Source organism: Xanthomonas arboricola, from assembly GCF_002940665.1.
GTDB lineage: Bacteria > Pseudomonadota > Gammaproteobacteria > Xanthomonadales > Xanthomonadaceae > Xanthomonas > Xanthomonas arboricola_B.
The window spans coordinates 560299-581167 of the sequence record NZ_MIGY01000002.1 but is presented as its reverse complement, the minus strand read 5'-3'; the positions used below and the strand labels follow the sequence as shown (position 1 = coordinate 581167).

Annotated in this window: 17 protein-coding genes and 5 tRNA genes; 8 read left to right on the top strand and 14 right to left on the bottom strand. The window is 63.4% G+C overall.

Features of this window, described 5'->3' with window-relative positions:
- Positions 1 to 183 precede the first annotated feature (183 nt).
- The 3 genes from XarjCFBP7645_RS09590 to XarjCFBP7645_RS09580 are packed head-to-tail and all read right to left on the bottom strand — an operon-like array spanning position 184 to position 7909.
- Complete coding sequence (locus XarjCFBP7645_RS09590) at positions 184 to 3270, bottom strand: efflux RND transporter permease subunit (RefSeq protein WP_104537305.1); 3087 nt, start codon at positions 3268 to 3270, stop codon at positions 184 to 186.
- Positions 3267 to 6779, bottom strand: coding sequence for an efflux RND transporter permease subunit (locus tag XarjCFBP7645_RS09585; RefSeq protein ID WP_104537304.1), 3513 nt, complete (start codon positions 6777 to 6779; stop codon positions 3267 to 3269). The genes XarjCFBP7645_RS09590 and XarjCFBP7645_RS09585 overlap by 4 nt, the downstream gene beginning before the upstream one ends.
- Entirely contained in the window at positions 6776 to 7909 is a 1134-nt protein-coding gene (locus tag XarjCFBP7645_RS09580; protein ID WP_181126273.1) for an efflux RND transporter periplasmic adaptor subunit, read from the bottom strand. The genes XarjCFBP7645_RS09585 and XarjCFBP7645_RS09580 overlap by 4 nt, the downstream gene beginning before the upstream one ends.
- Before the next feature lie 204 nt (positions 7910 to 8113).
- On the opposite strand from XarjCFBP7645_RS09580, the gene XarjCFBP7645_RS09575 reads away from it, so the two are divergent.
- From XarjCFBP7645_RS09575 to XarjCFBP7645_RS09550, 6 genes are all read left to right on the top strand, one after another.
- Entirely contained in the window at positions 8114 to 8506 is a 393-nt protein-coding gene (locus XarjCFBP7645_RS09575) for a c-type cytochrome (RefSeq protein WP_104537303.1), read from the top strand.
- 8 nt (positions 8507 to 8514) lie between these two features.
- Entirely contained in the window at positions 8515 to 8976 is a 462-nt protein-coding gene (locus XarjCFBP7645_RS09570) for a c-type cytochrome (RefSeq protein WP_104537302.1), read from the top strand.
- A gap of 104 nt (positions 8977 to 9080) precedes the next feature.
- A tRNA-Ala gene (locus tag XarjCFBP7645_RS09565) sits at positions 9081 to 9156 on the top strand.
- Between the two features lie 45 nt (positions 9157 to 9201).
- Positions 9202 to 9277: transfer RNA gene (locus tag XarjCFBP7645_RS09560), tRNA-Glu, on the top strand.
- Positions 9278 to 9783: 506 nt separating this feature from the next.
- Positions 9784 to 9859: transfer RNA gene (locus tag XarjCFBP7645_RS09555), tRNA-Ala, on the top strand.
- Positions 9860 to 9907: 48 nt separating this feature from the next.
- Positions 9908 to 9983 (top strand) — tRNA-Glu (locus tag XarjCFBP7645_RS09550).
- 206 nt (positions 9984 to 10189) lie between these two features.
- Here XarjCFBP7645_RS09550 and XarjCFBP7645_RS09545 read toward each other — a convergent pair.
- From XarjCFBP7645_RS09545 to XarjCFBP7645_RS09530, 4 genes are all read right to left on the bottom strand, one after another.
- Positions 10190 to 10366 carry a hypothetical protein gene (locus XarjCFBP7645_RS09545; RefSeq protein ID WP_043909075.1) on the bottom strand — a complete coding sequence of 59 codons (177 nt, stop codon included), beginning with the start codon at positions 10364 to 10366 and terminating at the stop codon, positions 10190 to 10192.
- Between the two features lie 300 nt (positions 10367 to 10666).
- Positions 10667 to 10757: transfer RNA gene (locus XarjCFBP7645_RS21685), tRNA-Leu, on the bottom strand.
- Positions 10758 to 11242: 485 nt separating this feature from the next.
- Positions 11243 to 12169 (bottom strand): SOS response-associated peptidase family protein, encoded by a 927-nt coding sequence (locus tag XarjCFBP7645_RS09535; RefSeq protein WP_104537300.1) that lies wholly within the window; start codon positions 12167 to 12169, stop codon positions 11243 to 11245.
- A 9-nt stretch (positions 12170 to 12178) separates the two neighbouring features.
- Complete coding sequence (locus tag XarjCFBP7645_RS09530) at positions 12179 to 12403, bottom strand: hypothetical protein (protein WP_104537299.1); 225 nt, start codon at positions 12401 to 12403, stop codon at positions 12179 to 12181.
- 61 nt (positions 12404 to 12464) lie between these two features.
- On the opposite strand from XarjCFBP7645_RS09530, the gene XarjCFBP7645_RS09525 reads away from it, so the two are divergent.
- A complete protein-coding gene (locus XarjCFBP7645_RS09525) occupies positions 12465 to 12668 on the top strand; it encodes a hypothetical protein (protein WP_104533229.1) in 204 nt (67 codons plus the stop codon).
- Positions 12669 to 12933: 265 nt separating this feature from the next.
- Positions 12934 to 13377 (top strand): hypothetical protein, encoded by a 444-nt coding sequence (locus XarjCFBP7645_RS09520; RefSeq protein WP_104537298.1) that lies wholly within the window; start codon positions 12934 to 12936, stop codon positions 13375 to 13377.
- Here the strand turns inward: XarjCFBP7645_RS09520 and XarjCFBP7645_RS09515 are convergent.
- The 7 genes from XarjCFBP7645_RS09515 to XarjCFBP7645_RS09485 form a co-directional block, all read right to left on the bottom strand.
- Positions 13371 to 14111, bottom strand: a complete 741-nt coding sequence (locus XarjCFBP7645_RS09515; RefSeq protein ID WP_104537297.1) for a hypothetical protein — start codon at positions 14109 to 14111, stop codon at positions 13371 to 13373. The genes XarjCFBP7645_RS09520 and XarjCFBP7645_RS09515 overlap by 7 nt on opposite strands.
- Positions 14111 to 14410 (bottom strand): hypothetical protein, encoded by a 300-nt coding sequence (locus XarjCFBP7645_RS09510; RefSeq protein ID WP_104537296.1) that lies wholly within the window; start codon positions 14408 to 14410, stop codon positions 14111 to 14113. The genes XarjCFBP7645_RS09515 and XarjCFBP7645_RS09510 overlap by 1 nt, the downstream gene beginning before the upstream one ends.
- Position 14411: 1 nt before the next feature.
- Positions 14412 to 17957 (bottom strand): phage tail protein, encoded by a 3546-nt coding sequence (locus tag XarjCFBP7645_RS09505; protein ID WP_104537295.1) that lies wholly within the window; start codon positions 17955 to 17957, stop codon positions 14412 to 14414.
- Complete coding sequence (locus XarjCFBP7645_RS09500; RefSeq protein WP_104537294.1) at positions 17954 to 18571, bottom strand: tail assembly protein; 618 nt, start codon at positions 18569 to 18571, stop codon at positions 17954 to 17956. Before XarjCFBP7645_RS09500 ends, XarjCFBP7645_RS09505 begins: the two co-directional genes overlap by 4 nt.
- Entirely contained in the window at positions 18568 to 19329 is a 762-nt protein-coding gene (locus XarjCFBP7645_RS09495) for a C40 family peptidase (protein WP_104537293.1), read from the bottom strand. Before XarjCFBP7645_RS09495 ends, XarjCFBP7645_RS09500 begins: the two co-directional genes overlap by 4 nt.
- 63 nt (positions 19330 to 19392) lie before the next feature.
- On the bottom strand, positions 19393 to 20091 hold the full coding sequence (locus XarjCFBP7645_RS09490) for a phage minor tail protein L (RefSeq protein WP_104537292.1): 699 nt from the start codon (positions 20089 to 20091) through the stop codon (positions 19393 to 19395).
- On the bottom strand, positions 20088 to 20861 hold the full coding sequence (locus tag XarjCFBP7645_RS09485; RefSeq protein ID WP_104537291.1) for a tail fiber domain-containing protein: 774 nt from the start codon (positions 20859 to 20861) through the stop codon (positions 20088 to 20090). The genes XarjCFBP7645_RS09490 and XarjCFBP7645_RS09485 overlap by 4 nt, the downstream gene beginning before the upstream one ends.
- Positions 20862 to 20869 lie beyond the last annotated feature (8 nt).

Sequence of the window (20869 nt, the reverse complement as noted above, 5' to 3'; positions counted from 1 at the left end):
ATCCTCACCTCGCTCCGCGCCCCGGCCCATGCTTGCGGCGCGGTCGCTCCAAGGCACGCGCGTCCATGGCGCGCAAGCCGTGCCTCCTCGCCCCACCGGGAGAGGGGCTTTGCGCCTTGTCACCCAGGGCCTCAGTGCGCTGGTGAATGCCTTAGGCCGGGGAAACTTCAGCAGTGTTGGCGCTCACGATTCCAGCGCGACGCTTGTCGGCGGCGTCTTCGACACGCCACGCGCACGTCGTACCAGCGCGGCTGCGCCGTTGCTCATGTCATCGAGAATTGCGTAGATCGTCGGCAGGAACAGCAGGCTCACCACCGTCGAGAACGCCAGCCCGCCGGCGATCGCGCGGGCCATCGGGAAGTACGGCGGGCCGTCGCTGAACATCGTGGTGCTGGTCAGCGAGATCGGCACCATCGCCAGGATGGCGGTGCCCATCGTCATCATGATCGGGCGCAAGCGCTCGCGCGAGCCTTCCACCAGTGCCTGGGTACGCCCCATGCCACGGCGGCGCAGGTTGTTGATGTGCTCGATCATCACGATGCCGTTGTTCACCACCACGCCCATCAGCACCAGGATGCCGATGAAGGACATGATCCCGAACGAGGTGCCGGTGATCCAGAACAACCAGAACACCCCGAAGATCGAAAACACCACGCCGCTCATGATCGCCGCAGGAAACAGCAGCGACTCGAACACCGCCGCCATCACCACGTAGATCATCACCAGCGCGATCACCAGGTTGAACACCATCTGCCCCATCGCTTCGCCGTCGTTCTGGTAATCGCCGCCGTCGAAGGTATAGCTGTAACCGGCCGGGAAACGCATCGCCTTGAGCGGCTTCTCCATTGCCGCGCGTGCTTCCGGTGCGGTGACCTTGCTGGCCAGATTGGCCTTGATGGTCAGCGTGGTCTGGCGGTTGGTGCGGCCGATCTGGGTGGCGGCCGGGCGAATCTGTACATCCACCAGACTGAGCAACGGCACGCTGCGACCATCCTTGGTACGCACCGTGAAGCTGGCCAGGTCTTCCGGCTTGCTCTGTTCGGCACCGGCAAACCGCACCCACACCGGCACCTCGTTGTCGCCGCGGCGGAACTCGCGCAACGGCGTGCCGCGCAATGCCAGGCCGACGAAGCTCGCCACCTGCTCGGCACTGAATCCGAAGGCTGCCGCACGCTCGCGGTCGACCCGGATCGCCAACTCGCTGGTGCGGTCGCCGGTGTCCACATGCACGTCGCGCAGTTCCTTGCGCTGCGCCAGCAGCGGGATCACATCGTCCGCCAGGGCCTGCAGGGCCTGGGTCGAATCGCCGACCAACTGCACCTGCACGCCTTGATTGCCGCTACCGCCATCGCCCTGATTGCCGATGCTGTAGTCCGCCCGCGCCGAGCGCGGCAATGCCTTGCGGATCTGTTCCAGCAACGGCGGCAGGTCCTTGACCTTGCTCGCGTCGAAGGTCACCGTGGTGCTGCTGCCTTCCGCTTCGCTGAACCACGAATAGATTTGGGTGATGTGGTACTTGGCGCGATTGGCTTGCAGGTAATGCTCGACCCGCCCCACCTCCTCACCCATCTGCTCATGCGTGTACGAGCCTTTCCACTGATACTGGATGAAGGCCTCGTTGCCGCCGTCGCCGCCGAACATGTCGACCTTGGTCAGTTTCATCGGCACCAGGCTGATTGCACTGACCAACACGATGCCGGCCACGCTCCAGCCGCGATGGGCCAGCGTCCATGTCAGCAGCTTGGCGTAACGGCGCTGCAGCCGTGCGATCACGCCGCGCTCTGAACTCACCATCGGCGGTGTCCTCATGCGCGCCGACAACATCGGAATCAGGCTGATCGCCACCAGCCACGAGGCCAGCAACGAGACCGAAATGGTGATGGCGATCTGCGCCATGAAGATGCTGATGTTGTTGGTCTCGCCGAACAGGTTCGGCACGAATACGATGCAATGGCACAAGGTGCCGGCGCTGAGCGCGATCGCCACGCTGCGCGTGCCGAGCAAGGCTGCCAGCTGTGGCTGACCGGGCATGCGCTCGCGCTCCTGGTAAATGCTTTCCACCACCACCACCGCATTGTCGACCAGCATGCCGACCGCCAGCAGCAGGCCCATCATGGTCAGGATGTTGAGCGTGACGCCGACGAAATACATGAAGCCCAGCGTGATCGCAAAGCAGATCGGAATCGCCAGCGTCACCATCAGCGTCGATGGCCAGTGGCGCAGGAAGAAGAACAGTACCGTGATCGACAACAGCAAGCCCACTGCGCCGGCCTCTGCCAGTTCCGCCAGCGACGAGGTCACTGCCTTGCCCTGGTTGTCGATCACCTTGATCTGCACATCGCGCATCGCAGGTTCGGCGCGAATGTCCTCGACCTCCTTCAACGCCGCCTTGGACACATCCACCAGGTTGGCGCTGCGCTCCTTGTAGATATCCAGCCCGATCGCCGGACGTCCGTCCAGGCGGCGGCCGTAATTCATCCGCGTCGGCTTCAGCCGCACCTGCGCGATGTCGGCCAGCCGCAGCCCCTTGGCATTGAGCACCAGATCGCGCAACTCCTGCAGATCGCGCAATTCGCCGATCGGCTGTACCCGAATGCGCTGGCCGTTGTCGTCGATCTGGCCTGCAGACACCGAGAAATTCAGCTTGCCCAAACGCTCGCTCAAATCATTGAGGCTGAGGTCGTGCGCGGTGAGCCGGTCCGGGGCGATGGCGATCTCCACTTCGTTCGGTGGTGCGCCGGAGATCTCCACCTTGGCCACGCCGGGAATCCGTTCGATGCGTCGCTTGAACTCGCGGTCGAGCATGTCGTACGCGCCGGTCAGATCGGTCTGGCTGGCCAGGCGCACCTTCAGCACCGGTTCGTCGCTGCTGGACCATTTATAGATGTGGAAGCGCTGCAGATCTTCCGGAAAATCGTCGCGGATGGCATCCAGCCGCTCGCGCGCATCCGATGCGGCGATGGCGATGTCGCGATCCCAATCGGAGAACTCGATGAAGATATTGGCGCCATCGGCGGTGGCGGTCGAGCGCATGCGCTTGATGCCGGTCATCGTCGCCAGCGCCTCTTCGGCCGGCCGCACCAGGTTGCGTTCCACCTCGTCCGGGGTGGAGCCGGTGTACGGCAACTGCACGAACAGGAACGGTGCGGAAATGTCCGGCAGCGCTTCCAGCGGCAGCCGGAACGCGGCAATCAGCCCCACCACCACCAGCGAGACGAAGCACATGATGGTGGTGACCGGGCGACGGATGCTGAAGGCGGCAACACTCATAGCGCCTCCAGCCCGTCGGCGTTCCCGGTCGCCTGCGCTCGTTGGCCGGCCATGCGCCGGCCACGCACCAGGTAGTACGCATCGGCGCGGCGATCCAGCAGGTCGTACACCACCGGGATCACCAGCAGGGTCAACAGCGTGGACACCAGCAACCCGCCGATCACGGTGATCGCCATCGGTGCGCGCACTTCGGCACCCTCGCCCATCGCCACCGCCAGCGGCAGGAAGCCGAACAAGGTGCACAGCGTGGTCATCACGATCGGCCGCAGGCGCGAACGCGCGCCTTCGATCAAGGCCTCGCGCTTGGGAACGCCTTCCTCGCGCAGCTGGTTGACCTTGTCGATCAGGATGATCGCGTTCTTGGTCACCAGCCCCACCAGCAGGATCAAGCCGATGAACACCACCACCGACACCGGCTTGCCGGTCATCAGCAAGGCCAGCACCGCGCCGACCATCGCCAGCGGAATGGTGAACAGGATGACGAACGGATGCAGCAGCGATTCGAACTGCGAGGCCATCACCAGATAGACCAGGAAGATCGCCAGACCGAACGCGAACAACAGCGACCTGACCGATTGCGCCAGCTCCTCGCCCTGCCCGCCGATATGCATGCCCACGCCGGCGGCCAGCGGATCGTTGTGCACCATCGACTCGACCTCGCGCACCGCGCCGCCCAGATCCATGTCATGCAGGCTGGCCGAGACGATCGCCACGCGGGTCTGATCGGCGCGATGGATCTCGCTCGGTCCGGTCGTCGCCACCACCTCGGCCACCGCCGCCAGACGCACCGGTCGGCTGCTGCCCGGGTTGACGATCAGCTGCCGGATCGCATCCACACTGGCGCGGTCGCTGTGCTGCGCACGCACCAGCACGTCGATCTTGCGATCGCGAAAGCTGTAGCGCGTGGCCACATCGCCGCGCACTTTCTTGACGATGACATCGGCGATCTGGCGGGTGGTCAGGCCAAGCGCACCGGCACGTTCCTGATCGAAGCGGATCTGGATTTCCGGGAAGCCCTCTTCCACCGTCGACTTGACGTCGGCGTAGTGGCCATTGGCCCGCAGCATTGCCGCCAACTTCTGCCCGGCACGTTCCAGTTCGCCCAGATCCTGCCCGCGCAACTCCACTTCCAGTGGCGTGGAGAAGCTGAACAATGCCGGCCGTGCGAAATCCACCTGGGCCCCCGGATGCCCGGCCATGCTGCTGCGCAGCCGCCTGGTGGCCGCCGCTTCCACTGCAGGGCTACCGCCGCCGGCCATCACCACGGTGAGCTTGCCGATGTTCTCGCCGCTCTCGGTGGGATTGGCATCCAGCCGCGTGCCGCTGCCGCTGACGCCGTACAGCGAGGCGATGCCCGGATCCTTGTCGTGCGCCAGCTGCAATTCGCGCACCAATGCATCGGTCTGCGCCAATGGCGTGCCGGAAGGCAGCTTTACCGTCATTTCGAAGCGGTCCTGCGCCAGTTGCGGAATCAGATCCGCACCCAGCATCGGCACCAGGAACACGGTGCCGATAAACGCGGCAGCCGCCAATCCCAGCACCAGGCCGGGCCGCCGCAATGCCGCCGGCAGCACCGCCAGATAACCACGCTCGGCGCGGGCATATGGCGCCATCGCCAGGTCGCTGGCCTTGCGCATCACCGGCGACACCACCCGCGCGATGCCGCGCCACAGCTTGACCACCGCCCACGCCACACCGAAGACCGCATAGTGCATGCTCGCGCCGGCCCCGCGCCGGCCGGCGGCCACCGGTTTGAGCCAGCGCTGCCGCGGCTGCCACTGCGGCCGGCTTGGCTCGTCCGGGAATGCCATTGGCGGTGCACCCTTGAGCGAACTCAACATCGGGATCAGCGTCATCGACACCACTAGCGAAATCGCGATCGCGATCGCCACGGTCATCGCCTGGTCGCGGAACAACTGCCCGGCGATGCCGTCGACGAACACCAGCGGCAGGAACACCGCGATCGTGGTCAACGTGGACGCCATCACCGCCATGCTGACTTCGCGGGTGCCGGCGATTGCCGCATCCAGCACGCTCAGGCCACGTTCGCGCGCCTTGGCGATGCTTTCCAGCACCACGATCGAATCGTCCACCACCAGCCCGGTGGCCAGCGCCAACCCGCCCAGCGACATCACGTTGAGGCTCAGCCCCAACTGGCCCATGAAGAAGAACGTGGTGATGATCGACACCGGCAACGACAGGCTGATCACGAAGGTGCTCCAGCCATCGCGCAGGAACAGGAAGATGATCAGGATCGCCAGCACGCCGCCGATCACCGCATCCTTCTTGACGTCGCTGATCGCGTGCTCGATGAAGTGCGATTGATCCTCGATGGTGGTGATCTCCACATCGCCCGGCACCGTGGCCTTGAGTTGCTCCAAACGTGTGCGCAGCGCCGCGGCGGTGGACACGGTATTGGCATCGCCTTCCTTGTAGATCGCCAGCTCCACCGCTTCCTTGCCGCCCAGGCGGATGATCGCCTCGCGCTCCTTGTAGCCCTGGCGCACCTGGGCCACATCGTTCAATCGCACCGGCATGCCGCCGGCAATGCTGCTGCTGGCTGCCGACGAGGTGCTCTGCACTTCGGCCGCTGCCGCCAGCGCCGCCTGCGAGCCGGTGGACGCGGCGATCGCATACATCTGCTGCATCGCCGCGTCCGCAGCGCTGCCGCTGCTGCTTTGCGTGGTCACCAACATGTTGCGGATCTCGTCCAGATCCACGAACTGGTTGACCGTGCGCACCAGATACCGCTGCGAGCCTTCTTCCAGGCGGCCGCCGGAGATGTTGACGTTCTCTTCCTTGAGCCGGGTGATCACGTTGTCGATCGGCAGATTGAGCTGGGCGAGTTTCTGCTGATCGATATCGACCTGGATCTCGTCTTCCAGCCCGCCGCCGACCTTGACCGCAGCTACGCCGGCCACCGGCTCGAGCTTCTTCTTCAAATCCTCATCGGCATAGCGACGCAAGCCGGTGAGCTGGCGGATCGCATCGTTGTCGGATGCCGGCGCCTGTCTGGGCGACAGCGCAAGCCGCATGATCGGCTCGGTCGAGGGATTGAAGCGCAGCAATACCGGCGGTTTGGTTTCCAGTGGCAGCGACAGGGCTTCCATCTTGTCGCGCACTTCCAGGCCGGCCTGGTCCATGTTGGTGCCCCAGGCGAACTCCAGCACCACATCGCTTTGCCCGGTGCGCGAGATCGACTTGAGCTTGCGCAGGTTCTTGACCACGCCGACCGCTTCTTCCACCGGCTCGGTCACCAGCGTCTCGATTTCCGCTGGCGCCGCACCGGTGTACTCGGTGCGCACGGTCAGCGTGGGATAGCTCAGATCCGGCAATAGATTGACCTTGAGACTGCGCAGGGCGATCAGCCCGAACAGCAGCATGGTCACGGTGATCATCGCGATGGTCACCCGACGCCGTGTGGCGAAGGCCACCAAGCCACCGCCACCTCCGTGCAAAGGCGCATGCGGGTCGTGCACGGGGCCGTGCGCGTTGCCGTGATCGCTCATGAGCGTTTCCCGTCGCTTCCGGTTGCCGGTGCCGCAGCCGCAACCGGCTTGCGATCGGGCTGGCCGATGACCTGCACCGTCGTGCCATCGCGCAGCGCCACCTTGCCGGCGGTCACCACCTGGTCGCCTTCCTTCAGGCCTTGCCGCACTTCCAGCCATGGCCCTTCGGCATAACCGAGTTTCACCGGTACCCGGCTGGCCTTGCCGTTGCGTACCACGAACACCGCCGGCTCGCCGTCGTCCAGCAGCGCCAGGCGCGGGATCACCAATGCGTCCTTGCGTTGGTCGTAATCGATGCGGATGCGCCCGAACATGCCCGGCTGCAGCGCTTCGGCGCCCTGGCCGAACGCACAGATCACCCGGAAGGTGCCGCTGCCCGAATCCACCACCGGCGCGATGCGGTCGACCTTGCCGATGAACTGCTGACCGGGCAAGGCGTCGGCCAGCAGGGTCACCGGCTGGCCGGATTTGAGCGTGGCCAGTTCGCGCTCGGGCACATTGAGCGTGGCTTCCAGCTGCGAATCGTCGACGATGCGAAAGATCGGCGTATTGATCTGCACGAAGTTGCCGGTCTTGATCGAGCGCGAGGCGATCACCCCGGAAATTGGCGCCTGCACGGTGGTGTAGGACAGCTCCAGCGATGCCAGGCGGTGCTGCGCGCGGCTGTTCTCGACATCGAACTTGAGCTGATCGACATCGGCGGCACTGACCAGCTGCTGCCCCACCAACTGGGTGGCACGGCGATAACTGTTCTCCAGTTTGCGCAACTGCGCTTCGCTTTGCGCCACCGCCAGATGCGCGCGGTCCGGATCCAGGCGGACCAGTGCCTGGCCAGCGGCCACCTTCTGCCCCTCTTCCACCATCACCGCCAGTGCCACGCCGGAGGTCTTTGCCACCACCTGCGCTTCGGCACGCGGCTCCAGGGCGGCGGTGCCGGTATAGCTGGCCGCCACTGCACGGCGTGCGGCCTTGGCAGTTTCCACCGGCACCGCATCGACGGTTTTCTTTTCCTCGGCGGCCTTGGCCTCGCCATCTCCCGCCTTGCAGCCGCCCAACAACAGGCTCGTGGTGATCAACAATGCAGCGGCGCAGGTTCCGCTGCGGCCGGGCAGGAAGGAGAGTGGCGACATCGTCGTGTCCTAGTTGATGCGTGAACAGGTGTTGTAGGCAAGTAGACCACCCGAACGATCATGTCGCCAATGCGCCAAAGGTCATGGTCTGTTCAAGTTCGCGTATTCACCCCGTTTGCGCCGCGCCAAATCGCAGGCATACTCGGACCGGTTCCGCCACGCCCCCACGTGCGGACGTTCAATCAGTCTTCCGGATACGAAACCATGCGCCCGCAGCCGCTCGCCGCTTGCCTCGCTCTGGTCGTCTTCCTGCCGTTTGGGGGCGCATCAGCGACACCGTCAGTCACGCCAGCGGCACCCGCCGCCCCCGCGCCCGCCGCGGCGGTGGCCACGCCCGCAGCGCCCGCCGGCAACCCGTCCAACGGACGTTTGCTGGCCTATACCTGCCAGGGCTGCCACGGCGTCACCGGCTACAAGAACGCCTATCCCAGTTATCGCGTGCCCAAGATCGGCGGCCAGTCCAGCCAGTATCTGACCCAGGCGCTGACCGAGTACCGCCAGGGCAAACGCAAGCATCCCACCATGCAAGCGCAGGCGCAGAGCTTTTCCGAGCAGGACATCGCCGATATCTCCGCCTACCTGTCCACCCTCAAATAAGCGCCCACATGCCGAACGCCCTGCACGCTCTGCGTCTAGCCATCGCCCTGGTCGCTGCCCTGATGTTGGCGGCCTGCTCCCAATCCCAGGTTGAGTCCCCCGACCATTCCGCCGGCGATGCCGGCCACGCCAGTGGCGAACATGGCTCCGGCTCGTCAGCCGGCCTGCCGAACGGACGCGCCGAGGCTGGCGACAAGCTGGCGCACGCCAAGGGCAAGGCGACCGGTCAGAGCTGCATCGATTGCCATGGTGCCGACGGCAATGCGCCCATCGACCCCAGCTATCCCAAGCTCGGCGGACAGTACGGCGATTATCTTGCGCACGCCTTGCAAGCCTATCGCAGTGGCGATCGTCAGCACCCGCTGATGACGGCCCAAGCCACCGCGCTGAGCGACCAGGACATCGCCGACCTGGCCGCCTATTTCGGTGCACGGCAGACGCAGCTGCGCGACCTGCACGGCGTCAAGTGAGGGGCTGTCGCACAGCGTGCCGCACGCACGCTGCGTCTCATCCGGAATGAAAAAGCACTTGCACGAGCATTAACAGGCCGCTATCATTTCGTTCTCAGTTTCGTGGGGCCATAGCTCAGCTGGGAGAGCGCCTGCATGGCATGCAGGAGGTCGGCGGTTCGATCCCGCCTGGCTCCACCATTCCTGGCTTAGGCCGTCAGGATGGCAACTCAGGTTTTGATACGCGTCCCCATCGTCTAGAGGCCTAGGACACCACCCTTTCACGGTGGACACCGGGGTTCGAATCCCCGTGGGGACGCCAATCATCTGAAAGCCCCGGCACTGCCGGGGCTTTTTTTGCGTGCTTTTTTCAGCATCGATTGCGTGCGCAGCTATCTGCACGCGGTGCTCGTAGTGTGGCGTGTCATCTGTCGATATCGATGATGCAACAGCTCCACATCAGCGTAGTGCGACCTGGACCTTTGCACCTCACCTGCTGCGGTTGCCGGCACGGCTACGCAGACGGCGGTGCAAGCAAACGCAGGATGCTGCGATGCTGATCGAATGTTGTGCGCAGACTGTTGCACATGACCGACGTGCAAAAGATGCCACGGCGACTGCATCGCCACACCCTACGCAATCAGACACTCGTGCATGCAGACGACATCAAGGTCGGTCAGTCTGCGGGGCGCGCACTCATCGATTCCTCGCGAAGCCACGTCTCACGTTGATCCCCCGCCGCGTGCGAATCGGTCGCGCAAAACTTTTTGCACAGACCACTTCCCAAGTGTCATCGATGTCGCTATGATTGCCGGCTCGCAGCATCGTGGGGCCATAGCTCAGCTGGGAGAGCGCCTGCATGGCATGCAGGAGGTCGGCGGTTCGATCCCGCCTGGCTCCACCAAATTCCCGACATAGGCCGTCTGGAATCTACAACCAGGTTTTGATACGCGTCCCCATCGTCTAGAGGCCTAGGACACCACCCTTTCACGGTGGACACCGGGGTTCGAATCCCCGTGGGGACGCCAATCATCTGAAAGCCTCGGCATTGCCGGGGCTTTTTTTTGCCTGAAATTCAGGCCACTCCACTCCACCGCATGCAGTCGGTGGCGGCACGATACGCGCACGTGTAACTCCATCCACACTCACGCACACGCGTATCGACGGGGGAACGTACGCGCTCGATGAAGCACTTGCACCGCTCGCGAATCGAACGAATTGGCGCAACGACGGATCAGGTCTGGCCGTCATCCAGCGCCTTGCGGCCTTCGTGGGTGAGATCGATATCGCCGTCCTCGGCCTGTGTCGCATAGCCGGCGCGCACCGCCCAGTTGGCCTCTTCGTCGGCGACCGGCGTGGTGTCGTGGATGTCGCGCAAAATGCGCAGTTGCTGCGAAGAATCGAAATCCATGGAAGCCACCTGCTTGAAAGAGTTCTCCAAGGTACGCACCGCGCGTGATGGTTGCGTGCCTGCAAGCACCTGGCGGCAAACCGAACTCGTCTCGCCGGAATTTTTCAGCGGCTACCCATGAGCGGTGCGCCGCAGTGGGACACGCCGCCGTGCGAAGAAGGTGACGCTGCCCTGACGGCATGGCTCAGGCGCGGCGATGCAAAAAGCGGCAGGCATTCACCCGCTCCGGCGGCAGCCGAGCGCACAAAAGAAAAGCCCCTCTGGATATGCCAGAAGGGCTCTACTTGTGCTGCTACATCTTGGTGCCGAAGGTGGGACTCGAACCCACACGCTTTTAAGGGCGGCGGATTTTGAATCCGACCCGAGAAGTAGACACGACAAGCACTTTGGCCGATTTTGCGTTCCGCAATGACCAGCAATTCAGTGCTCTGCATGCCTTACGCGACAAGGGGGGGCGCCGTAGTTGCGGAACGATTTTTAGCCGGTCGAGGGGATCATGGAGCGGCGCCCCATCACCTGGGGAAGGTCCGCGCGAACTCGGCCGCCACCTCGAAAGCCTGAGCGATCGGCAGCGTTACAGGCGGCGGTATTACTGGGCTTCCGGCGATCGTCAGCGACACAGCTGCCTCAGTTTCCCCATTACGCCGAACCCTTGCCAGGACGTCTGCCCCGCCTGGACCGACACGTAAGAGGTTCCATTCTTCCCGCTCGAATTTATCGCCGATGACAGGGTTGTTCCAGTTCATACCGCGAGGGAGAGGCGGTAGCGTCACACCTTCGGGAGCAATGACGCCCGGTTCCTTAGATCGCTGAAGCGCGGCGCGATGTGCAGATCGTGATGGCATTGCTATCTATCCTGGTTGTGGCTGCTGCTGGTCACGCTGCCAGCCGGTGTTCGTAGAACGGGTGTCGCTTGTCGTCGAAGATGGCGTACAGCGCGTCCAGGTTGCGCGGATCCGGATTGAGCCAGGCGTCGACGTGCTCGGGCTTGATGTTGATGATCGTCCGGTCGTGGCCAGCGGCGGCGACCTCCGGCTCTGGCTCATCGGTGATCGCGGCGAACGACAGCAGGTCGGGTTCAACGCCTGCGGGATCGCGCCAGTGCGACCAGAGGCACGCCACCAGCATCGGCTCGCCGGTGCGCGGCACGAACTCGATGCGCTGGTTCTGCCCGTCTGGTCCTTCGACGTTCTCGTAGAACCGGTCGGCCACCATCAGCCCGTGGGTGTAGCCGAACTGCCGGCGCCAGAACCCTTCCAGGTTGTCGCGGCGGGCGTTGTAGGTACCGGGAAATTTCCGGTCGTACATTGCCGGCGTACCGGCCGGGCGGCACTGGTAGCGCATCGGCTTGACGACACGCTGGCCGTTCTCGACCACCAACACCGGGCAGTAGACGCCGGGGAAGATCCGGCTGTCGTCCTGGCCGCGCGTGCCCTTGAGCGTGTCGAGGCGCCGCTGCGCCTGCTGGATCTTGTTCGTGCCGATGCGCACATCCTCGCGCGCCTTCTTCGTTTCCTTGAGTTGCAGCGCCCGCTCGGCATCACCGACACGGCGCTTCTGGTCGAAAATCTCACGGGTCAGCGTGTCTGCCTCGGCCGCGTCCGCCGCGCGCAGGTTCTCCTGCAGCTCGGGCGGGCCGATCTCCAGCAGCTCACGCACCATCGCGCGTGGCGCCTTGATCCGCCGCGCCTGGGCGCCCTCGCCCCACCAGAAGGTTTTCACATAGGTGTCGATGTCCATCACGGCGCCGAACGCCCGCTGGAACTCTTTGAACTCGGCTCGGATCTGCGCGGAGTAACACATGGCCGCCTCTCAACAGTCGCGGTCGGTATCTTGGAGGCCATGCCAGGCCAAGATCTCATCGAGCCGCCGGGAGACGAATTGGGCATCCTCGCCCGTGATGGCGCCGTCCTCAATGACGTCCGCCATGCCGGCGAAGGCCTGCCAGAAGTGACAGCGGTCGGGGCTGCTTTTCAACAGCGCCGGCACCGCGGCATCGAGATTTTCCAGATGGGTTCGGAGTTGGGCTCTGTCCATGCCCGCAGTATCTGCACGGCCGTCTCAGGGTGTGAGACAGGGGGACGTAGAATCTGCCGACATGGACACCCCGCCCCCCAGCCTATTCGAACAACTGCGGCAGCGGCTGGCGTGCGCGCCAGAGCCACTGGAAGTGCTCAATCAGTTCGAAGCAGAGCTGCTGTATGCATTCCCTGCCGAGGCGACGGTGATTGTCGAGCTGGTCGCGTCCTGGGGGCATCGTCTGGGCGTGCTCACACACGACGACCTTCAGGGCTACGTCTAGGGGGCCGGCTTGGCGCTGCTCAGGCGCCTCGCGGGTTGAGCGGCCATCTTGGCACCGCGACCGGCAGATGTAGATTGGCAGCGATATGGGATTTCACATATCGGCCAGTTCCGCACGATGGCGTCGGATTTTTCCGAGCGGATGACGCGTGCAGGCATAGCTCAAATGAACGTTTTTTTGCATGTGCGGGCCATGCATCTTGGCCTTGCGCCGAGATGACCTCGCGCCGCCGGCGCTGACCGGCGCAGCACATTCGGAGAACGTAATGCACGCACTGCTGATCACCGCCGCCGCGGCGCTTATTGGCGTCGCCATCCCTGCCGCTGCCGGCGAACACAGCCAGTTCGGCCGGACAGCCCAGCTGTACCAGGAAACGTCGACCGCCGGCGAGACGCTGGATGCATTCGTCACCCGGATCGCGCAGCGCGCCCGCGCAGCCTCGGTGACTTCCCGAACCATCGTGTGCGGCCAGATCCAGGGCGCCGGCCCCTACACCCTGGCGCTCAAAACCGACGGGCGAAAGGAGTGGTGCGAGGTGCCGAAGACCGCCGCGCCCTATGTGCTGGTCAACGGCATCGCGAAGGACGCGCGCGAGAACCACATCCCGGCCATCTATTACCGCCGGGCCGGCTACCTGATAACCCCCTGGATCATCAAGTTCCAAGACCGCAACGGCGTGCGGCGCGTAGCCGGCGCGCCGGCTCAGTAATTGCGGACGTTGAGCAGCAGGCAATCGACCTGCATGGTTCCGTATGTGCCTGAGGGCGCCGGCGGCTGTGTTCCCGTTCCCTGCTCGTGCACGTAGAAGGTGTTGATGCCCAGAGCAGACGCGACCCCTGGCCGGTAGCGGACGCCCGCGACGTAGCCGAGCCGGTCCATCACCCAGCCACCGCCAGGTCCACCGCCACCACCGCCGATCATCCCGCTCACGATGGTGAACGATGCACCGGTGTGCCCAAGTGCGATTGCGACCCCATCGGACTGCGTCGGGAAGTCCGCCTGACTGGTGCCGGCGGTGGTGCGCATCCGCCCGATCACCCGCATGTATTTATAGCGGCTGTCGAATGCCACCTTTCTCGTCGATGGATTGCGGAAGCGCGCACCTTTTGTCATGACGAAGGCCATCTGCGCCACGTCAGTTGTGTCGAACACGTAGTAGTCGATTGGGACGTTGGTAGATTCGCAAACGAGGTCGAAGGTGAAGGTGGTGCCACTCTGCGCGCGACGACGCAGGCCAACGAAAGACGGGCAGCTCACCGCGATCAGCGGCGTATTGCCCCCGCCCACGGTGACCGTGGCCAAGCCAATCCCGCTGTTTGGGTTGGCCGAATTGAGACCCGCCGTGGTGACAGTGCCCTTCTGCTTGAGCGCTAGATTCTCGTAGCGCTCGTCAATTTGAATAATGCCGCCAGTCTCGGGCCGGGCTCTTACACCAAGCACCATCAGTACCTCCCGTAGGTGAGCAAGCCACCAACCTGCGTGCCCATGTTGCTGCCACCACCGTAGCTCCAGCTGATCGTGCCAGCCTGCTCGTTGACGCTAAAAAGCGGCGACTGAGTCAGGTTGGCGCTGCTGCTGGCTGAAAACCAGTAGTAGATCTCGTTGGTGCCCAAGGTCGGCACGGACACAGAGCCGCTTGAACCTGCGGCGATGGCTACAGCACCAAACTTGCTCGGCATGCGGGTGGAGATGTCGATCAAGATATTGCCCGCAAGATCGCGCTGACGGATGCCTCGTGCCATATCAGAGCAGCTCCCCTGCTTCGAACAGGGCCACGGTTCCGTCCGCATTCCAGAAACGTAGAGCCTTCTCGTTAAGCGTCATGAAACCGCCATCGTTCGCTCCATTCATTTCCAGCGTGCCGTTCTTGTCCAACTTCCAGCGCGGCCTGCCATTGGCACCGACGGTATTCGACTGGATGGTGTCGCCGATCATGGCGTTGGTGATCCACGCGTTACCGATCAGTGCCTGGTTGATGAACGTCTGGCCGCCCTGGATCACAAACGGCGACGTCAGCGAACCGTTGGCTACGTTGATGACTGCCACACGGTCAGCTTGCAGCAGGATCTGACTCTGGTAGCTGCCATCTTGCTGCTGCTCGACACCCAGGCCCATGCCCGCTGCGTAGATCTTCCCGTCAGCAGTGACCTGCGCGCGCAGCGTGTAGAAGCTGGTCAGCTTCCCGTTGATGCTCGCGGTGCTGCTCAGTGCCTGCGAAGCTGAGGACTGCGCGCCGTTCGCTGTGGTTTGAACCGTCGTGACTTGCTGTGCAATGGCACTGTCCGCTGTCGCTCGTGCCGTTGCTTCCACCTGAACTGCTGCGGTGTTCTCAGCCAGCGTGGCCTGGGTTGTGTCGATCCGCTGCGCCAGCGCCAAGTCAGCGTTGGCCAGAACGCTTTGCACCGTGACGGTTCCCGCAAACACGTTGGTGTCGCCGGCACCCCAGTCTGTATCGCCAGCCCCCTTCACATCCAACTGAGCAAAGATGCCATCGACCCTGGTCCCCTGTGCAGTAACTCGGCCGTCGACCAAGGTGATGTTCTGGGTGTTCTGCCCTACTTGCGTGACCAACGCGCCGTAACCCGCCGTTGCCGCGCCTACGTCCTGCCACTTCGTCCCCGGTGGCGTTTCGTTGCCAGCCTGGTCGGGTGTCCATGCATACACGCGCCCGTTGTAGACCACGGTCCGGCCCTTGCCATAGCTGGCCGCTTGATTCCAAAGCAGAGGCAGCAGCGGCTGCAAACTGTCCACGCTCTGGATCTTCGTGAGCAGATTCTGCGAAAGCTCGCTCTCGCTAATCTTGCCGGCCAAGTACTTCAGGATGGCGGTGGCATCAGTGCTGCTCTCACCCAGGACACCGTTGGTGAGCGGATACCAAGGGCCAGTGTTACCGCTTCGATCAACCAGGCGGCCCCAGAAGAAGAAGCGCGTGCCGGCGGCAAGGCCCAGCATTGAGTGCTTGGCCTGCGGATATGCGAAGTCACCCAGCTTGATTGCGCCAGCCAAGTTATTGGCCGGGCTGTACCAGATCTCCGTTCGTTGTGTGTCAGTCGCACCCGACGGAAAAGACCACGACAGATCGATGCCGAAAATGATCCCGGTGGCCGTGAGGCTAGCCAACGAGGGTGGCGGAGTGGTCTTGCCAGTGATGGCAGTCAGGCCGGACAAAGCAGGCATCGACACAGCGTTGAGCGCATTGACCGCTCGCACTCGCGCAATGTAGTTGCCGGCGTAGATGCCGCGCACTTCCATGTTGGTTGTGGTGGCACGGCCTGCCTTGACCCATGACATGTCGTCGCGGCGCCACTCCACGTCGTAGGCAATCGCCTTATCGGCCGCATCCCAGGCGATCGTGAGCACGTGCTGCGCGATGCCCTGCTCGACGAAGCTGTGCGACGACAGCCGCACATTCGTAGGCGGCGGCTGCACGCTCGGCGGGATGATGCTCACCGGCTGCAGCTCCAGCTTGGTGCCGCTATCGATGAAGGCAAACTTCCCACGTACATGCTTCAGCGCAGTGATCTGGTAGGTGATGCCCTCCCCTTCCGCAACAGAAAGCACCTTGAACGTCTCAAGAGCCAGATCCGAATTCTCCACAAGCCAAACTGACTGCGCTCGTGGCGGCTGACTGAAAGGCACGCTGACAGTGATCGTCTGGCCATTGATCGCAGTGATGGTGCGCGACTCGCTGCGGCCTTCGCTGGGATTGAGGACGCGCAAGCTGTCACCCAATGCGAGATCCGCCGGTACTGCATCGATGACCACCGACTGCCCGGTTGAGGATCGAATCCGACCACCGTTGCGACGCCCAGCGCGATCCGGGTTGGCTATCTCGATGATCTGGCCAGGTTGAGCAATGGTGCCCTCCAGGCCCACACCGAAGCTGACTGTCTCGGTCTCCAGGTTGTTCGACAGCAGGATGTGGTTGCCCACGCGCTGAGCTTGGCTCCGCGAGTTACAGCCGAACGCGGTGACCTCAACTTCCTGCACGCCGTATTTCGCGATGCCTGGCAAGTACTGCACAGGCTCAACCTTCGCCTTGCCGAAGTCGGCCGGGTCGTTCCAGGACACCAGCGCAACCGTATATCGCGTCTTCCGGGCCGACCCCGAATAGGTGAACTTCCCGTCGATCACGTTGCCCTTGGTGTACGAATACACCGGGTCCATCGGCATGTCAGCTGAGGCCAGCACCTGCCCCTGCGCGTAATAGGTGACGCCACGGAACACAGCAGCCAGATCCTGCAACACGCGCCACGCATCTGCCTTCGTCTGCAGATAGACATTGCACGTGAAGCGCGGCTCCATGCCGCCAAAGCCATCGCTCACCAGCTCATCGCAGTACTGCGCGATCTGATAAAGCCGCCAACGATCAACCCACGCCATCGGGATGGTGTTCCCCATGCCGAATCGGTCCTGCGTGACGATGTCGAAGAACACCCACGCCGGGTTGTCGCTCAATGCCGACTTGAAGGTGCCATCCCAGATCCCGCTGTAGGTGCGCGTGTCTGCGTTGTAGTTGCTCGGCACCTGGATGATGCGGCCTTCATTGTCGCTGGCCACCGTCGGGATCGCCTGGAACTGACTTGCGTCTAGTTCGATCGCAAGCAGCGCCGTGTTGGGATATCGCAGCTTTGCATCGATGATCTCCGTGATTGCTTGCACGTACATCACGTCGCCGATGGTGCTGCTATTCGCGTTCGGCGTCAGCCGGCGAATTCGAATCTGCCACTGGCTCCCTGGCGGCAGATCAACAGTACGGCTACGCTCGTAGAGCGACGTGGTCTTGCCCGAAATCGTGTCGGTGAGGACAGTCGAGTAAGCGCCGCCATCGGTCGCGATGTCGACGGCGTAGGTGATGCGATAGCCGGTAATGTCTCCATTGCTGGTGTCGGTCTTTTGCAGCGTCGGGGTTGCGACGCGGATACGAACCGAGGACAGCTCGGCACCGGACACGGTACGCACCACGGGCGTTTCGCTGGTCAGCTCCACGCCGATGGCAATCTCGTTCTCGACATCCGGGAAGCCGGCGATGCTCTCCTGGTCCTGCGTGCCGGAACGCATCTGCACCCGCACGTTCTGGAAATTGAAACTGCCGTCCGGAGATTGCAGCGGCGTCCCATCCAGGTAGATCGATTGCAGTCCGTTCACCGGCCCGCCGATTTCTCCTTCGCTCACCGCGAGCAGGATCTTGGCGTAAGCAATGCTCTGCAGGCTGTCCGGAGACTCCACGGGCTGGCGCGCGGCGCTGCTGCCCTTCTTCGCGCCACGGATATCGACTATCGCGCTCATGCCTGATCCTCCGCGTAAATGCCCGCACTGATAATTGCCCCGCCGGCCCACACACGGCCGTATGCCACCGGCACCGGATTGCCCTGCGCCTGCGTGTTCACCGGGCCGTTGAAGCTGTAGCTGGGCTGGTTTTCGGGTCGCTCGCTTGTCCCAAGCCCTTTGGCCTGGGGAGCCAGCATCTGCGCCACGCCGCCGATGGTCAGCGATAGGCCGACGAGGGCTGTGGTACCCCACACGCCGCCCGCTGCGAATACGCCGGCTGCGGTACCGCCGGATGCCACCACTGCGACGGCAGCAACCGCAATCAGCGCGACGCCCAGGATCGTCTGGAACACGCCGCCGCTTTTGGAGCCGGTGAGGATCGGCGCGATACGGATGTCGTCGTTACCCGGCGGATCATCCAGCTGATCCTCCCGCAGGTTCCGGCGGCCGATGAACACAGCGAAGGCCATGCCGCGGTCCTTCGATTCCATCAGGAAGCGCTCTAGGCCAGGGATCTGCACGCAGAGCGCACGAATCGCCTCGGCAGGGCTGCTGACTGCAAGCCTGAAACTCCGACCGAACCGCGCGCCCAGCACGCCGTACAGCCGCACGGTGCGGATCTTGGTGTTCACGTGATGCTCTCCAATGCGGCAGCCTGCCGGCCCTGCATGTCGCGATGGCGGATCACCTTGACGGTGCGCTCAGCCCAGTAGCCGCCGGACACCACGCGCTCGGACAATCGGCCATGCAGGTGGTGCAGCATCTGTCCGTTGCCGAGGTAGATGCCGGCGTGATTGATCACCGGTGAGCGAACCTGCATCAGGAACACATCGCCAGGGAGCGGCTCATCGGTGATCTCGGCAAACCCTTCGTTGGCGAAGTTTTGCAGGTAAAGGTCACCGCCGCTGTCCCACCACTTATCGGCGCGGTCGTAGTTGCCGAGGTGGATCCCGAGCTCGCGCCCGTAGAAGTCGCGCAACAGCGTGTAGCAGTCCAACACCCCATGGGCGAACTGACGGCCCACCAACGGCGCGGCGTAGCCGCTCGGCGTGATTGTCTGGACATCGCCGCACTCCGGCATGCCGTCGATCTGCCCGACGCTGACGATGTGCCAAGTCAGCTCGCTCAGTTCGCACATGACGCGGTCGGCGTCACTCGGCGTTGCCGGCGCGTTGGGGTGGCTGTGGACCAGCGCCAGGACTTCGCCCTGATCCTCAGCCTCTGCGTAGTCCTCACCAGGCAGTCGAAAGTGCTCACTCGCGGTGTCGGCGGTGTTGCGGCAGGGGATATAGCGCTCGCCCTCTGCGGTGGCCACGACAAGGCCGCAGGCCTCACGCGGGAACTCCGCAACAACGTGCGCTTTGATTGCCTCGAAGGTCGTCTGTTCCATGTCTCGCCCATGAAAAAGCCCGCACGAGGCGGGCCGGTAATAGTTGGATTTGAATGTGCGTTGTCAGGTCCGCAGAAGGCCTGCCGCCGGGAAGCCGCCATAGGGCAGCGGGTTGTTCGCGCCATAGCGCAGCTTGCAGCTGCCCAGCCTCCCCCCGCAGACGTCACGCGCTGGATCGTCCGTAGGCTGATCGTCTGCGTCTGCCACCGCTGGTCCGTTGTAGCCGCAGTAGGGGCCACGGTAGCCACCGCGCAGGATCCATCCGCACAAACCGGCAAGGATCTGACGCCCCGGCAAGTACGCGCCTGCGAAGTCCGCCGGGGAGACCAGCTCGAACTCCACGACCTCGTTGTCCTCGGAGACCTTGCGCTCGATCAGCCAGATGTCGTCGGCAAAGTGCTCGTTCGGATCTGCCGTTGCATTTCCGCCGGCGAAGTTCACCGCGTCCAGGTACTTGGTCAGCGTCCGGCGACGAACCACGCGCGCGCCGACCAGATCGTCGAAAAGCAGGCAGAGCGCGGTAATCGTGCCGTTCACGTTGCCAACGCGCAGCCTGGGCGTCGGCTGCTGATCACTGGTCACCTCGAAGCCAGATGCTTCGACCGGCCATGGCGTGTATAGCCTCTCCTGCCAGACGATCGGCGTGGATTGCAGGTGCGGATGGAACAGCAGCGAGTCTGCACCCAGCGCCGTTGCATCCAGCTCGAACAGTGTCACGCGCGCGCCTGGCTCCAGGGTCTGGATGTCGGCGAGGATGCTCATGTAGAGGAAGCCTCAAGCGCGGCCAATCGGACGGACAGCATCTTGTTCTCGCGCGATAGCTCTTGAACACCTCTGATCGCGACGGCCAGCAGCTGCATCATGTCGATGCTTGAAGCCAAAGGAGGCACGGTGGGCGGCTGTTCCGAGTCCTCATCAGCTCTCGATGCGTTCTCGGCTGGCGCTGGATTAAACGCAGTAGGCACTGCGTCGGCCACATTCTCCGAAAGAAGACCAACTCGCTTCCGCATCTCAACATCGACGCTTTCGATGTAGTTATACGTAATGACAGAGAGCTTATTAATTGCCTCTAGCGCGCCGGAATAACCTTCGACATTGTCTTTCACGTCGAATGACGAGGTCGGATTAAAAGCCGTGGCATTGATTGGGCCGTTCTGTCGGAATATGCGGCTACCGGGATCGATGCTGAAAACAATTGCGCCCTCACTCGCATCGAGCAGGCCGAAGCTGCCCGCAACCGTTGGACCCGATGAGCCAGATGCGTACAGCTGATATCTGCGTCCGCTGGCACTACCGTTAGCGATCTCAACGCGTGTGACGTTGGTGCTGGTTGAGAATACATCCAGCCCCGCGCCATTTGGGGACTGAATTACAACATTCCCAATGATCGTGCCGCCCGTCTTCGGAAGCGCGCCACTTGCCAAGCCATATACTTCGGCAAAATTTGCGTTGACCTTCCCAAACGCTGTAGGCGCTGGATCCCCAATATAAGTTCCATTGTTGCTGGTGGTGTCGATGACTTGGCGTGCCATGCTTATTC